At 54.9% G+C, this 15,327-nt stretch carries 13 protein-coding genes and 1 pseudogene; 7 read left to right on the plus strand and 7 right to left on the minus strand.

Features of this window, described 5'->3' with window-relative positions; all coding sequences use genetic code 11:
• The first annotated feature begins 262 nt into the window (after window positions 1-262).
• The 4 genes and pseudogenes from rsmD (at window position 263) to ACHZB8_RS06290 (ending at window position 3,145) form a co-directional block, all read left to right on the plus strand.
• A pseudogene (rsmD, locus tag ACHZB8_RS06275) lies at window positions 263-821 on the plus strand (16S rRNA (guanine(966)-N(2))-methyltransferase RsmD).
• A gap of 299 nt (window positions 822-1,120) precedes the next feature.
• Window positions 1,121-1,897, plus strand: coding sequence for a DMT family transporter (locus ACHZB8_RS06280; protein WP_316859411.1), 777 nt, complete (start codon window positions 1,121-1,123; stop codon window positions 1,895-1,897).
• A gap of 8 nt (window positions 1,898-1,905) precedes the next feature.
• Window positions 1,906-2,028: a hypothetical protein gene (locus ACHZB8_RS06285; protein WP_316859412.1), complete on the plus strand. Its 123-nt coding sequence runs from the start codon at window positions 1,906-1,908 to the stop codon at window positions 2,026-2,028.
• A gap of 370 nt (window positions 2,029-2,398) precedes the next feature.
• Complete coding sequence (locus tag ACHZB8_RS06290; protein WP_316859413.1) at window positions 2,399-3,145, plus strand: universal stress protein; 747 nt, start codon at window positions 2,399-2,401, stop codon at window positions 3,143-3,145.
• Between the two features lie 84 nt (window positions 3,146-3,229).
• Here ACHZB8_RS06290 and ACHZB8_RS06295 read toward each other — a convergent pair whose 3' ends face one another.
• A complete protein-coding gene (locus ACHZB8_RS06295; protein ID WP_316859414.1) occupies window positions 3,230-3,604 on the minus strand; it encodes a hypothetical protein in 375 nt (124 codons plus the stop codon).
• A 493-nt stretch (window positions 3,605-4,097) separates the two neighbouring features.
• On the opposite strand from ACHZB8_RS06295, the gene ACHZB8_RS06300 reads away from it, so the two are divergent.
• Window positions 4,098-6,728 (plus strand): bifunctional acetate--CoA ligase family protein/GNAT family N-acetyltransferase, encoded by a 2,631-nt coding sequence (locus ACHZB8_RS06300; RefSeq protein WP_316859415.1) that lies wholly within the window; start codon window positions 4,098-4,100, stop codon window positions 6,726-6,728.
• Between the two features lie 670 nt (window positions 6,729-7,398).
• On the opposite strand, the gene ACHZB8_RS06305 is transcribed toward ACHZB8_RS06300, so the two are convergent.
• A complete protein-coding gene (locus tag ACHZB8_RS06305; protein WP_316859416.1) occupies window positions 7,399-7,776 on the minus strand; it encodes a hypothetical protein in 378 nt (125 codons plus the stop codon).
• A gap of 352 nt (window positions 7,777-8,128) precedes the next feature.
• Between ACHZB8_RS06305 and ACHZB8_RS06310 the strand changes: the two genes are divergently transcribed.
• Entirely contained in the window at window positions 8,129-9,160 is a 1,032-nt protein-coding gene (locus tag ACHZB8_RS06310) for a hypothetical protein (RefSeq protein ID WP_316859417.1), read from the plus strand.
• Between the two features lie 20 nt (window positions 9,161-9,180).
• A complete protein-coding gene (locus ACHZB8_RS06315; RefSeq protein WP_316859418.1) occupies window positions 9,181-9,906 on the plus strand; it encodes a hypothetical protein in 726 nt (241 codons plus the stop codon).
• Between the two features lie 184 nt (window positions 9,907-10,090).
• Here the strand turns inward: ACHZB8_RS06315 and ACHZB8_RS06320 are convergent, their stop codons facing one another.
• The 5 genes from ACHZB8_RS06320 to ACHZB8_RS06340 all read right to left on the minus strand — a co-directional run bounded on the left by ACHZB8_RS06320 (window position 10,091) and on the right by ACHZB8_RS06340 (window position 15,212).
• Window positions 10,091-12,265 carry a hypothetical protein gene (locus ACHZB8_RS06320; RefSeq protein ID WP_316859419.1) on the minus strand — a complete coding sequence of 725 codons (2,175 nt, stop codon included), beginning with the start codon at window positions 12,263-12,265 and terminating at the stop codon, window positions 10,091-10,093.
• 131 nt (window positions 12,266-12,396) lie between these two features.
• The gene (locus tag ACHZB8_RS06325; RefSeq protein WP_316859420.1) at window positions 12,397-12,927 is read right to left on the minus strand and encodes a GDYXXLXY domain-containing protein; all 531 of its coding nucleotides are present in this window, start codon (window positions 12,925-12,927) and stop codon (window positions 12,397-12,399) included.
• Window positions 12,920-13,612 (minus strand): DUF4401 domain-containing protein, encoded by a 693-nt coding sequence (locus ACHZB8_RS06330; protein WP_316859426.1) that lies wholly within the window; start codon window positions 13,610-13,612, stop codon window positions 12,920-12,922. Before ACHZB8_RS06330 ends, ACHZB8_RS06325 begins: the two co-directional genes overlap by 8 nt.
• 206 nt (window positions 13,613-13,818) lie before the next feature.
• Window positions 13,819-14,145, minus strand: a complete 327-nt coding sequence (locus tag ACHZB8_RS06335; protein ID WP_316859421.1) for a hypothetical protein — start codon at window positions 14,143-14,145, stop codon at window positions 13,819-13,821.
• Window positions 14,145-15,212, minus strand: a complete 1,068-nt coding sequence (locus tag ACHZB8_RS06340; RefSeq protein ID WP_316859422.1) for a DUF2157 domain-containing protein — start codon at window positions 15,210-15,212, stop codon at window positions 14,145-14,147. Before ACHZB8_RS06340 ends, ACHZB8_RS06335 begins: the two co-directional genes overlap by 1 nt.
• Window positions 15,213-15,327 lie beyond the last annotated feature (115 nt).

The following is a 15,327-nucleotide window of genomic DNA, read 5'->3' on the forward strand; positions in this document are numbered from 1 at the left end:
CACTAATACACCTTATTTCCGAAATCGCAACGACCGCTTATTTTGTTGGTAAACCAAACCTGAATCGGGCGGGAAAAAGAAGCTTGAGACCGTTCACTGGCTTGACTGGGTTTGTACTCCACCATCAGGGCAAAGACCGAGGTGCCACAAGCAGAGGCCATGAGGTTCCCCAGCTTGCTTTTCTGGAAAGGCAAGGAGATGACAGCATGGGAAATATGTGCCACAAGGTCTCCGAAGATATTGTTATTCGGAAAATTCAAGCATGCGCATTGTTGGTGGTCGTTTCAAAGGCAAATCTCTGGCCAGCCCGAAAAGTCAGGCTATTCGGCCTACGACGGACCGGGTGCGGGAAACCTTGTTCAACATTCTGGCCCATGGATATGATCATGTGGTCGAAGGGGCTCGGGTACTCGACCTTTTTGCCGGCACCGGGGCTCTGGGTTGCGAGGCACTCTCACGCGGCGCCAAGGCGGCACTGTTTGTCGAGGACGGCACGGAGGGGCGCGGTCTTATTCGAACCAACATGGAGACGCTCGGTCTTAACGGCGTGGCCAAAATATTCAGACGCGATGCGACCCGGCTCGGCGATATCGGCACCATGGAGCCTTTCACGCTGGTTTTCATGGATCCACCCTATAACAAGGGGCTGGGCGAGCAGGCGCTTGCCAGGTGCGCTCAAGGGGGGCTGGCTCGTGCCCGGTGCCCTGATCGTCTGGGAAGAGGATGACAAGGCAGAGCTTGCTGCTCCAGACGGTTTTGAAGAGATCGAATGCCGTTCCTACGGCGATACGAAACTGACATTTCTGCGCTATGGCGGCTGACGCCGAGGAACCTCGCGCAAAGCGCCTCAACGTCCTGACGCTCCTTGCCATCTTGCATCGGAAGACGGGGTTTGCCGATGGACAAATCGATCCGCACTATTGACAAGCACGATCAAATGCGGCTTAAAATCCTCCTTCAAGTGTTACGCGGCTTTCATAATTTTCCGTAATAAGCACTTGTATTTAGGGTGGTTCAACCTGATAATTGCGACAAGAATTAACACAACCAGACCATTACGGACGAGCCATCCCTGACACCTTGAAGACAGTTTTTCCTCCCCGCCTTGAAAGATGACTTAATGAGACTTTCCGGTCCCTTTTTCGCGATCCTTGCCGTTTCGATTTTTGCTGTTCAGGATTCCATTACCAAGGTGGTAGGACAGAGTTACTCGCCCTTTCTGATTACCATGGTGCGTTATTGGGCCTTTGCGCTGTCCGCCATTTTCTGGGCCATGCGATCTGGTGTGAGCTTCCGGCAGGCAATTCATACCGATCATCTGGGGCTGCAAGTCTTGAGGGCCTTTCTTCTGGTTGCCCAGATCGTGATTTCCATCCTGTGCTTTGCCTATGTGGGGTTGGCGCAAAGTCAGGCCGTGTTCTCTGCCTCGCCATTGGTGGTGGCGCTGCTGTCGGTGCCCTTGCTTGGCGAGAAGGTGGGCTGGCGGCGCTGGCTGGCCATCGTTATCGGCATGGCGGGCATGTTGCTGATCATCAATCCGTTCGGCAAGGAAATCAGCAATCTTATCTTTGTTCCGGTGCTTTGCACCTTCACCTTCGGCCTTTACAATATCTATACACGACTTGCGAGCCGCTATGACTCGCCTCGCGTCAGCTTCTTTTATACCGGTGTTGTGGGGATGCTCATCACCAGCGCCATCGGTCCGTTTTTCTGGACCCCGGTGGCTGGCCCGGACGCGCTTTGGCTGCTTGCGCTTTGCATCATCGGGGTCGCCGGGTCACTATTGTCTCATCCGCGCACTGGCCTTGACGGAATCCGTAACGGTTGCAGACAATCACCTATCTTCAGTTGGTCTATGAAATCATTATCGGCTATTTCATCTTCGAAGAGCAATTGACAATCGTGATGCTGCTCGGAAGTGCCATTGTGGTGGCGGCAGGGGCCTTCACCATTCGGCGTGAATATAGTCTCAAGCAAACCAGCGAGGCGGAGCAATCATCCGCCGCCCTTGCGAGGGTCGAGCGATAGGCAAAGGCAATCGGCGCATCATTATCGACCAAAATGGCAAAAGCGGTAAGATTTCCACCATTATTTCAATATCGTCTTACGCACTAAGTCTATGCCATATCGTGTCAAACAGGCCTTGCTCTTGATCCCCGTCAAAGCGGCTTGGCAAGAGGAAGCGCCATAATTTTGTCAACCGGCCGCCAGGGGACCTCTCTCTGGTGGGGCGATCTTGAATGCAACCGACCTTTCGAGAGCCCTTTTCAGGCTTTTTGCCCAAGGTCCGATGAAGAGGAGGCCACAATGGCCATCAAAGACGTTGTCTGCCTATTGGACATTGAAACCGATCTGACTACCGCCACGGTTCAGATCGCCTGCGAAACTGGTCAATCAGATGGACGCTCATCTGACTGGCGTCGCTCCGCTGATCGAGCCCGTTGTTCCTGCGATGATGGTGCAACCCGTGCCGGATCAGTTCATTGCCGATGCGCGCAACCGGGCAAAGGAAAAAGCTCAGTCGGCCATTGAGCGCTTCAGTGAATATGCCGATCTCAATACCAATTCCTTCGAAACACGGATGCTGGACATCATGCCCGGAGGCCTGGACACGCTGCTCAATCATGCCCGCATGTGCGACCTGATCATCATCGGTCAGGATCATCCCGATCGCCCCGAGCCGCTACGCCCGGATTTGATCGAGGCAGCCCTGTTCGATTCTGGCCGCCCGATCCTGCTTGTGCCTTATGTCGGCGTCGAAGCCTTCTCGGCCAAGAAAATCATGGTTGCCTGGGATGGCTCCAAGACGGCGGCCCATGCCGTTTATGCGGCCATGTCGCTGCTGGAGAAAGCCGAAGAGGTGCGGGTCGTGCTGGTTGATGCCGAGAAACTGCATTTGCCCGGAGATCCGGGAGCCGATCTGGCGGTTTATCTCTCAAGACATGGCGTCAATGTTTCGGTCGACAAGATCACATCCAGTGAAGCCGGCGTCGCAGATACTCTGCTCGGTCATGTCGATGTGATGGGGGCCGATCTGGTCGTGATGGGCGGCTATGGCCACAGCCGCGTGCGGGAATTCATCATGGGCGGTGCCACGCGCGACATGCTGGGCGCAATGACCGTTCCGTGCCTTATGGCCCACTGACGCAAACAAGACGAAAGAGAAACAAAAAACCGGCGGGCCCCTGGGCCCACCGGTTTTTCCTTGACCATCTGTCTGCCTTTCGACCTATTTGAAGAAAATCGCCCAACTCAAGACAAGTTGAATGACGGCATAAATCGGCAACCATGTGTGGCGCAATTGTTCCACCGACATGAGCTGCTTGATTTCATCCTGTTTCTTCAAACGACGTTCCACGCGCTCGAGCCGCGACTCAACCGCCAGGCTTTTGAGATGAATTTCCTCGATCGGAGCAACCTGATGCAGGAGCATGTTGATTTGCTCGTTCAGGTCCTTCATTTGCTTGGTGACCAACTTGGTATCTGAAGAGTGTCCATAGTCGGCGGCCCGGATCTTATTGCCCAAGCTGTTGATATCAGCACGAATCCTTCGGATTTCATGACTGATGTCGTCCGTTTCAAACTGGTTCCATTCTGGTTCCACGCGGCGCCTCCAATAACAATTAGCCGACTTTTGGACAGATTAACAGCAAGGTTTTAAATTTTTGTTCATATGATCAAGGTTGTTGATTGTCCAATATTTGCTTCCTTTCAATTTTTATTTTCAATTCAATTAAAATTTTAGGCAACTCTATTTACCATTGCCTTTTTTGACAATTAATCACTTCTCAATTGCATATTTAAAACCTGACGATCCGGTCCTTCGAAAAAATCCCGAAACCAAAACCGGCAAGAAACGCGCCAATCTGCCGGGCTGGAACGTCGACTTTCCGAGAATTGATGTTGGTGTTGAAGTCTGCATAGGTTTCAAAAGATTGTCCTTTTCCGCATGGTTGCTTGGCGAAATCGACGCTGGCAGCGATGACACGCGAAAAATGGATCCTCATGACAAGCGGAGGGCTGAAAAATCATGAGCAGTTTTAATCTCGATGTCTTTTTCAGACCCCGCAATGTGACGCTTGTGGGAGCCTCCCAGCGTGAGGGGGAGCATTGGCTACGCTATCGCCCGCAACCTGATTGATGGCAAATTTCGCGAAAAGCTCTTTTTGGTCAATCCCAAAGGCGGGGAGCTGTTTGGCAAGACCGTCTATCAGTCCGTTCTGGACATTGATGCCAAGCTTGACCTGGCAATCGTTGCCACTGCGCCGCACTCGGTTACCCAGATCCTGGAGCGGCTTGGAGAAAAAGGCTGCCGCGGAGCCATCATCATGGCGGTTGAAATGGGACAGGGAGAAGGATCCCTGGCGCAGGAAGCTCTCTCTATTGCACAGAAATACAAGATGCGCCTTGTCGGCCCGAACAGCATCGGCGTGCTGTCGCCAGCGGCAGGCCTCAACGCCTCCTTCAGCCATGTGCCGGGGCTGCCGGGCGACCTTGCCCTGATTTCGCAGTCCAGCGCCGTGGTGACGAGTGTTGCAGAATGGACAGCGCACCATAAACTGGGCTTTTCCGGACTTGTGGCTCTCGGTGACAAGCTGGATGTCGATATCGGCGACATGCTGGATTATTTCGCCATGGATTCCCGGACGCGCGCCATCCTGCTCTATGTGGAATCAATCCATAATGCCCGAAAATTCATGTCTTCCGCCCGAGCTGCGGCGCGCACAAAACCGGTGATCCTGATGAAATCGGGTCGCCATCCGCAAGGGGCCGTCGCCTCACGCAGGGGTGCGCTCGCCGGGGTTGATGCCATTTATGGCACGGCATTCGAGAGGGCCGGTCTGCTGCGCGTCAATGATCTGCACGAGTTTTTCGATGCGGCAGAGACCCTCACCCATGTGCGCAGCCTCAAGGGGCCGGACATTGCGATTGTCACCAACAGCTCCGGCATCGGTGTGCTCGCGGTTGACAATCTGGTCGATGAAGGCGGAGAGTTGGCAACTCTGGGCAAGGACACGATCGAGCGTCTGGACGCCATCCTGCCCGAGACATGGTCTCGCAGCAATCCGGTTTATATCGTCACCGATGCGGATCTCGGGCGCTACAAGAAGTCGCTGGATGTGCTGATGGATGACAAGCATATCCATGCAATTCTGGCGATTTTCTGCCCCTCGGCCATCGCATCGGGGGAACAAAGCGCCCATTGCCTCATCGATCTTCTTGAGGAGCGGAAGAAGAAAGGCAAGCGCCGTATCCCGGTCTTTGCGGTTCATCTTGGCGGCGGGACCGATGTGGCACGGCTCTACGAAGAGGCGGGCGTTCCTCATTTCGAGACCCCGGCAGATGCCATTCGCGGCTATTCCTATGTGGTCAAGCACATGCAGGCACAAGAGCAGTTGATGCGGATGCCCCCTGCCCTTGGGTCTTTCCAGCCTGATTATGAAGCGGCAAGAACCGTGATTGACGAAGCCATCATGGCGGGCAAGACATGCCTTGATGCGGTCTCGGTGACGACGTTGCTGGAGGCCTATGGCCTGCCGATTTCCGCATCCTATGCCGCCAGCACAGCAAGTGAAGCGGCGCAGCTGGCCGCCCCCATCATCTCGAAATATGGGGCTGCGGTGGTCAAGATCGACAGCCAGGACATTCAGTTCAAGTCCGATATCGGTGGTGTGGTTCTGGATCTGCATAACAGCGGTGCGGTGGCTACCGCCGCCCAGCAGGTGCTCGAACGCGCACGCGAGGCCTATCCCTATGCCAAAATCAATGGCGTCACCGTGCATCCCATGATCCGCAAGCCCCATGCGATCGAGCTTCTGTTCGGCATGCTGGTGGATGACATATTCGGGCCGGTCATGGTGTTCGGACGCGGGGGAACGGCGGTTGAAGTCATCCGCGACAAGGCCCTTGCCCTGCCCCCCCTCGACCTGCTTTCGGCCCGCGACATGATCGAGAAGACCCGCGTCAACCGGCGTCTTGAGGGCTATCGCGACACACCGGCATGCGACAAGGACAGCCTTGCCGAGATGCTGGTGAGAATGAGCCAGATGATCGCCGATTTCCCCGAGATTCATGAACTGGATTTCAACCCGGTTCTGGCCGATGCCCATGGCAACATTATTGCCGATGCAAGGGTGCGGGTCTCGGCTGTTTCTGAACACATTCACCCTCACAAGCGCTTTGCAATCAAGCCTTACCCCAACGAATGGGAACAGGAACGGGAACTCAAGGATGGCCGTGTGGCCGTCATTCGTCCGATGCGCCCCGAGGACGAGGCCCTGTTCCCTGACTTTTTCGACCATGTCACGGATGAGGACATGCGCTTGCGTTTCTTCTCGGCAGCGCGAACAATGAGTCATGCTTTTGCCGCCCGCCTTACCCAGATCGATTATGCCCGCTCGATGGCCTTTATTGCGCTCGACAAGGAAAGCGGCGACATGCTCGGCTCTGTACGCCTGATGGGAGATGCCAACCATGAACGCGGAGAATATGCGGTCATGGTCCGCTCAGACCTCAAGGGCTTGGGGCTGGGCTGGATGCTGATGAAACTGATTCTGGCCTATGCTGAAAAGGACAGTTTCAGGGAAGTGGCTGGCGAGGTGTTGCGCACCAACAAGACCATGCGACAAATGTGCGAGGCACTTGGATTTGAAACAAAAATGGATCCCGATGATCCGGATCTGGTCCATATGGTTTTCGACGTGCCGAAAATTTCGCGCAAACTCTGAAGGTGGAGCGAGGCTAACAGTTCCCGGCTTCCTAGTTCTCTGGCCTCCGGTTCTCTGGCCTCTGGTTTCCAGCTTCCGGTTTCCAGCTTCCTGGTTTCCAGCTTCCGGTTTTCTGGCCAAGTCGACCGACGCCCCAAGAGGCGCGCGGCCCTTTTCATATGTGCCAAGGTCAGGGAAGCTTTCTCTCATTGAAATCCGTCTTGTGCTGCTTCGCTACACAAATGGCTCTGCCGACGATTAGGGGCTCCGCCGGGCAAAGGCCATTCTTCAACCGTCACATCGACCGACCCGATTCGCACATTTTTGAGCTTTTTGATCCGCACCAGCCGTGCGGGCATGAAAAAGCGGGAATGCAACTTTGGGGGACTTGCATTCCCGCCCCACAGAAAAGCGCAGTCTTGAGAATTTCGCCGCAAAACGTCTCTCTGGCTTTTCCAATTGCTGTCTTGCCTTGTGCCTTGCCATCCTAGCTTTTGATTGCTGGCGACGGGGTATTGTTCAATTTGAAAAGGAACAAAAGTTTTTTTGTATGGCTGTGTTTTTTATTCGCAAGCAAACCCAGCATCCTGATTCTTTACCTATCGCTCTTTGATTTAAATCAAGCAATATAATCAAGATGTTATAGACTAAAGCCCACCGTGCTTTTACCCTAAGGATCCTTGCTTATGCCCTACACAGGCACCAGCGTCGCCACCTGGAAAGTATAGAGATCTCCATCTTCATCCTTGATCGAAACATATTCGCCACGTTTGAATGCATGGAGACCGAAACGATAGCCCGCCTCGACATCATCCTCGCCGTCGATGTCATAAGTAAAGGCCCAGCTACCTCCGGGTCTGTGAATGAGATGGCCATGCTCGTCCAGTTCGCCCTCCCAGAAGCGGCGGACCCGACATTCCTTGCGACGGACACGCCAGACTTCGGCATCGATATAGCCATTTTCATCAAGAGGAGCGACAAACTCATAGCCGTGTTGCGCACTGCCGCTGGGAAAGTCGGCATTTCTCGCCAGGTTAAGACGCACTTTGGTCATTACGCTTTCGGCCATTTTCTTCTCCGTTTCAGCTATTTCTCGTCCCCATACAGTCAGATTCCGTGCATTTCCACCCCAATACAGGTTTGTGCTACAGAAACCCGCACCATCAACACGGTGCCCGACTGTAATTCTTACGTTTTTCTCAAATAATCTTTGCATGAAGCGATGAATTTGTTCAATAATACTAAAAACCAAGGGAGAAAAACAACATTGCTTAAATAGTCTATGGCGTTTTACTTAACTTGATTTTCATCAATGCCCTTGGGGAGGTTTAAAGACAGACTTTGCGCAACTCGACGTGCAGGCTGGCTTCTGGCCCGTGACTGGCTTGCAAGAGTTTTGCAATCTTTTTCGAGGCAGGTCCATGGACGCTCACAGTCCCCAGAGCAATCAAGACTATTCTGTTTGCTCCCGCGAATCCAAGCGGACGCTCTATAGCGCCCTTGCCGAGCATGGGAGCGTAGATGCGCACGACCAGACGCATGTGGTGAATTTCCTCGCGTCGGCCTCCAATTACGGCTTGCCGGGTCCGGTAGAGTGCATTGAGACCGCCAATTACTATCTCTTCCTGTCCGGCCCCTACTGTTTCAAACTCTTTCGCCAGTGTCCCAAAGATGCGGCGTCAGGCGAACCACCAAGACGGCATTCTCTGGAAGAGCGCTATCAGCTTGCCTTGCGGGAAATCGAGTTCGGACAGCTTTATTCGCCCAAACTCTATCTCGGGCTGGTTCCGGTCTGGCAACGGGATGCCGCGCTGTTCATGCAGGTTCCCCAGACAGCCAATGGCGAGCAGCCAAGCCTCAAGCATGTCGCGCTTCAGCAGGATGTCATCGCAGACTGGGTGATCGTGTTGCATCGCTACGATGCGTCCAACAGCTTTGACCGGTTCGTTGAGCATTATCAGCCCAACTATATCGAATGCCAGAAGCTGGCTCATCTGTTCGAACCCAAATCCGGCGAAGAGGTGATTGACCAGCAGGGCGAGAGCTGGCTGACCTTCCTTTACAAGTCGCTTGAGGATCTGGAGCCTTTTGTCCGATCCTGTGACAGCAAGACCAAGAAAAACACCTTGCGCGCCTGCCTTAACCGCGCCAAGGGCCAGCTTGACCGGTCCAAGCCAGCAATTCTGCATCGCGAGGACCATGGGCTCTTCCGCCATATTCATGGCGATGTGAAACTGAGCAATGTTGTTGATCTCAGGGACAATTTCTGCCTGATCAATCCACGGGTCGAAGATGAACACGGCGCGATGACAGAGCTGATTGGCGATCCCTTCTATGATATTGCCGCGCTTGTCGGCGAGTTATGGTCGCGAAATCTCAACAAGCAGGCAAACTGGGTATTTCCCATTATTGCAGCCGACAGTTTGACAGCCATGCCCTCAACGGTCTGTTGACCTTTGACCTCTATGTCTTCATGCAGTCTCTGAAAGCGGCAAGAAGCCTGTATCAGAAACGGACCATCACAACGACCAATGCGCCTCAACCACATGAGTTCGGCTTTCAGAACCACTTGAGGACCGCTCGGGACAGCCTGTTGCAGGACGAGACACGGATCATTGCGGTGGGTGGTGGACGCCAGCGGGACCGCTCCCATTTCTCGCGCATGCTCGCACCTCTGGTTGGCAGGATGCCCGGCGCGCTCTATTTGTCGGCAGAGCAGGAAATCCTCGCTCTATACGAAATTTCCGACCTGCATTGCCTGCCGACAACGGCGCATCGCTTTTCGGTTTGGGAGCTGGTTTACCGACGGATGGCAGACAAGGCCCGCCTCGCTCTGGCGGCCGGGTATTCGGTCATCATGGAAGGATGGTTCGGCAATCCGGTCAACAGACAGCAGTTGAGTGATCTGGCATCCGATTTCGGTCTCGAAAACTCCCTTATTGCGTTCAATCTGGTGCAAAGCCGCAATGACATGAAAAAAGCGATCGATGGCGGCGACAGTCGGAACAGCAACATTGAAATGCAAAGCGCCAACGGGCCAGATTCGGGATCCGATGCCTTCGCGATGGCGGGCATTGATCATGACTGGACGCGCTGGATCGAGCTTGATTGCTCCCGATCTGTCGGCGACCAGCTGGGCAAGGCGCTGAATTTCATCACCATCGCACGGGCTTCCATCACGCGGGAAATCCTGCACTAGATCCCGCTATTCAACGTCGACGCAATTCGGGCCAGCCTCGGTCTGGGCGCGACATGCTTGAGGCCTTCACCCTGAAAACTGGCAAGAGAATGAACAGATAGCGCTCTGCCATGGTCCTGCGCTGCCTGTGGCGATGGATTGGTGTTTCGAGAGGATGAAGCGGATTTTGTCCGGGGACCGGGGCTCACGCAGCGGCCGCCGCCCTGGCCTTTACCTTGCTTTTCCTGAAGCGGCAACGCAAGATCGTGCCTGCACCATACTCGCTGGAAATTGCAAATTCTCCACCGACAGCAGCGACAATACGAGCCACGAGAATAAGCGGCAGGATTTGCGGCAGGCCGATTTCCCTCAGGCGCAGGCTCTCGGAAAGCGGATCCTTGATGCAATGTATCTGACGGGTAGACAGGGTGGTGCCGGTATCGATGCAATCAAGCACGATATAGTTGCCTGAGCTGTGTTCGCGCAACTCGAGGCGGATTGGTCGTTGCGCCTGCTTCAGCAAGCGATTGAACGCACCTTCCACCGTCAGGGACATGAGTTTGGCAAAGCCATTGGCATCGCCATTGACCATCAAGCCGCTTTTGACAGGGCAATCGATCTGAACCGGGCGGTTGTGAATCTCGGACAGGGCGATGATCCGCTCGGTCTTCTCTTGCAGCAGCACCGCCAGATCGCAAGGATGATCTTGCGAGAAATAACCGCTTGACTGTGCTTCCGACAGATCTCGCAGCAACTCGATATTATGTGCACATCGGGCCATGCTTTCGACCGACGTGATGACCGTCCCCTCCAGTTCATCCAGTTCGGCCTGCAAAGGCAGATGGCGGACCAGTTTTTCCAGATCCTGCAAGAGCGGCTCGAGGAGAATTTCCAACACTTCCTGCTGCCAAAGGGAAAAATCCTCACTTATCCTCTGGCTCTGCGGCCCGGAAAGCAGGTTCTCCATCAACATCAGGATGTCTTCGGCCTTGACCCGGACGCTATCTTCGGCCAACCGGATGCGCGAGACCATGGTCGCCGCCTTTTGGGGATTTGTGCAGCCAAACACGATCCGGTCCTGCGCCTTTCCGGTTTCACCATGCAGCTTGATGATAGCCTTGCTGAATTGTTCCGACAGTCTGGACAGTTCGCCATCGTGGTCGCTGGCATTGTGATATTCGCGCCCATAACTGCGTACGAAGGCCGATATGACATAGTCAGGCTCGCTGATATAGCCATAGTGCGCGACGGAAAGCCCTCTTTTCTCGTCGGCCTCGCTGACCCGAAGATTGAAGAAGCGCTTCAGTATCAGGGCGAAGATGAATGCCACGCCAAAGGACCAGGCAGCGATGGCTCCAATTCCGATGAGTTGGGTCACAAGATGCTGCGTCAGTGAATCCATGAGCCCGGCCCAGGCGAGCGGAGCCAGCAAGCAGCCAATCAGTCCACCGGAGAGAAAGGCAGATATCAGCTCACCGGGATCATCAATTTCGGAGGCGGCCAGAATACGCTTGAAACTCACGGAAAGCGCCCCGGCAAGAATGCCGGTCAGGGCAGCATCCACGGGCTCGGCATAAGAGGCAACCGAGGTAAGAGCCACGGTTCCGGACAAAACGGATGTTGTCAGATCCTGCGTCGTATCATTGCTGCGCAAGATTTTCATCATCAGGCTTCCGGCGATTGTCGCAAAGCTGGCACCAAGGAAGAAAACAAAAATGGCCGCCGATATGTCTTGCAGGCTTTCGGCCCGCATCGCCGTGAGCAGAACAAGAGCGGTCACCAGACAGATTGCACCAAGGCCATGCCAGGTCGGGCTATGACCTCTGGGGCGCCCGCCTTCCTCAGGGAACCGTCCCATACGAGGACCGAGCACCAGCGAGATGGCCACGGCAACAAATCCGGCAGACAGGAAGATGACGACGGAACCACCGGCGTCCTGAAAGCCGCTTGCCATCAGCCAGCCGGTGCCCCCTTCATGGGGCCAGCTCCAATGCGTGGTCACTGGCGCGACCAGCACCGCCACGATGACCACAAGCAGATTGCCCGAATAGACGCTACCGCGCTCGGTCATCGCGCAGGCAGCAGCGATCGGCGGAATGGTAAACAGGCTCACGACACGCAGATCCGCCTCTCCCGACAACAGGTCGGACCGCCCTATGATCGATCCATTCCAGCCAACAAACCCATGAAATGTATCACCATTCAGCAAGCCATAGCCGACCAGCCAATAGCAGATGAGGGACAGGCTGAAGGCGGTCAAGATCCGCACATTGGTGTCCAGCTCATTGCGGTATTTGACCCGGCCAGACATCAACATGACAAGCCCGGCCGGAATGAACAGGCCTGCAACGGACATTAGCAATCTGGCAAGGTCAAGCATAGAATTCTCATGGGTATGATGAGCGTAAAACGCCACCATTCGGCGCGTCGGCTGTCAAACCCGGAGTCTAGTGGTTTATGGTTATTGTCCCGTTAATGAGCTGAACAGATAGCAAGGGACGAGCCACACGATCATGGGGAAATCTGCGTACCGGTTTCGTCAGCCAGGCCGATCAGCAAATGCTCGCCATTTTTTCCAAGTTTCAGGATGCCATACCGGGCTTTTGCATAGAGCGCGGCATGGCCTTCCTGGAAGAAGAAAGATTGCGGTTCGATCTCTATGTCCGAGCTTGTCCGTTTGGTGGGAAAACGGGCCGCGAACAGCCGCTCGTTTGGCGCCAAAGACTCGCCCTTCTGATAAAAGCGGGAAAAGACAGCCCTTTTGTGCTCGCCAAGCGTGACGATGAGCAACCCGCGCGGTGGGATCTCCCGGACATTCTCGCCGTTTTGCTCAATGGCTTGCTGCCAATCAAGACGCGCCTCGGAGGCAAGGGAATATCGCAGTCGCATATAGTCACCCTGCATGAGAGACCGGGGGTCTTGCGGCTCCAGTTCCAGCAAAATCGGTTCGCCATCGCGCTTCAGCATTTCCTTGTCAAAAATACCGAGATTCACAAAGGCCAGAATCGGCAGCAGTGCCAGCAGGATCAGATGGTTACGCATGACCACCTCTCTTGGACATATCGCTTCTGCGGAGTTCTGTCGCCTCGCGGGGTGGCCTGTGCCAGCCGCGCCGATAAATATAGCCGGCCCCGAACAGCAACAGGAGCCCGGAGGCAATCAGCACCATAGACTTTTGCATCAGGGAAAGCTCGAGCATGTAATAATAGAAGAAACCGAACAACAGCGCGAAGGCAAGACCGAGAAGAATTTGCGCGGGCCGGTGGGTCGCATATCCCAGAATCATCAAACCGAGCGCCAGCAGGATCCCCGGATCAGACAGAAGTGCAAGGCAAAACACGCCGACAAGAGAGACAACAAGCGGTTCGTTGAAACGCCGTTTTCTTTGCCCTGCCACCCAAAGGATGAGCGCCGCCAGAGCGAGCGCCAGCGCCACCAGCACCGACCATTTATAGCCAAAGCCAAAAATGCCGGCGAACTGATCGGGCATGTCGACCCAGGATGTCCGGTCGATATGCACGAGAGAACTGATCACCCCAACCGCCAGACAGAGCGAGATCAGCAAGGCACCATAAAGGCTCGTCAGGGTCTGGCGCACCACCGGCCAGACAAGAAAGGCCGCCAAAGCGAAAAGATGGGCAGCAAGCAGCACATCAAACCCGATCAATTGCAGCTCCCTGGGGCAATCCGCAAGCAGGCTGACCCAGAGAGAGAGCAAAAAGGCGATGGCTGAGAAAAAAGCGTTCTATGGATGAGGGAAAGGCAAGAAAACTCAATATGGCAACGAGCCCGAGTATCACCGAGATTGTCCAGAACCAGCTCAGGGCAAACAGGTCATGACCGATTTGAACCAGCCCGGCAACGAGGGCAAATTTGCCAACCTGGAGGAAAGTCAGCGCGAGCTGGATATAGAAATCCTGAAGTCGCCTGCCATCATGCGAGCCCAACCGGTAGAGAAAGGCTGAAAGGACACAAAACAGCAGCCCGTTGATCGTGAGGCTGATCTTGCCTCAGGTCAAACAGGCCAAACAGCCAAAGCAGGTAAAGCAGCAAAAAGCCGGAAATGATCGCCCCAACCGCACTCAAGGCCCGCAAATAAAGAGGAGCTTCGGCCACTCTTCGGGTTTTCATGGCAATGAGTTCCTGACTGATCATCATCAGCCGCGGGCGGTCGAAGCCTTCCTCGTTATGGAGGAAATTGAACCATTGCAGAATGCCTGGCGCTTCGCCCAGAAAACCGCTCGATGTATTGTCTTCCATCACTGCCCTCCCCTTGCCTCAATATCAAGCGAGAGCAGATGACGCAGATAGGCCGCCGCGCCCGCAAAGCTGATGATGGCAAAAACCGCGGTGAAAAAGGTGGTGCCAATGCTTTCAAGGACATTGTCGAACAGGATGACCGCGAATGCGATGACCGCAAGAATACAGATCATCAGCATCAGCAGCGCCAGAGCCGCCACATCGGGACGCCAATAGCGGTGGGCTATGAATAGCAATGCGCTCAGAAGCGCTGCCCCCAGCGCGCTCACTCTGATGATCATGTCCGAGGTCTGCCAGTCCGACACCCAGATCATCATGGTGGGAAAGAGAAACAGCAGCATTCCGGCAAGCAGGAGCCAGCGCGTCCATTGGGGAGAAAGCCACTCGAAATCCAGCTCGATCCGACTTTGCCTCACCTCTGCGGCACTTGGGGCCAACAGCTCTCGGGCAAGAAGGAAGGCACCGTTCAAGCCTGCCTGGGCAAGCAACACCAACGGCTGCCAGGCATCGCGCAGACCCGGCTCATTGCTCCAGAACAGGAACAGCGAGAGGTTGACAAGCCCCAGCCACAGCACCCAAAGAGACAGAAAGCGGGCTATCACTGTCCAGATGGTTATCAGTGCGGCCCAAAGGGCGAAAAACTGCCACTGATCTGCTCCGGTCTGGTAGATCTGCCCGAAAACCGCAAGGAAAACGCCCGTCAACACGGCAGCTGACAGCAACAAGAGACGGGACAGGAAACGCTCGAGAGACAGGAACCAGCTCAACCCGGCCGTGATCACGATACCGCTTTCGATCATCGCAAGTTTCACCAGATCGGGAATGGAGGCCCAGTTGAAGGCGAAGAAAAAGACGATACCGGCCAGAACGAGCCCACTGCCAAACGCCAGAAGCAGCAGCATCGCCCAGCGCGCCCATTCATGGGGGGGATGCAACCAGCCGAGACTCTTCAGCCGGGTATCCTGATCGATAACGCCCTGGGCAGCCAATTCATCAAGCAGATGACGATCAACCGTGATGCTTTTGAGCAGGTCCGATGGTGTATGACCTTTTGACTGCGATGGCATGACGTCGACTTTCCTGTGGTACCTTCACAATTTTCCTGCAAATCTTGACGATATCACGACACAGGACAATCTAAAGCACGGATTTGACGCGTCCACACACATGAGATCTGCCTGT

Origin of the sequence: uncultured Cohaesibacter sp., from assembly GCF_963556055.3 — a bacterium.
Classification (GTDB): Bacteria; Pseudomonadota; Alphaproteobacteria; order Rhizobiales; family Cohaesibacteraceae; genus Cohaesibacter.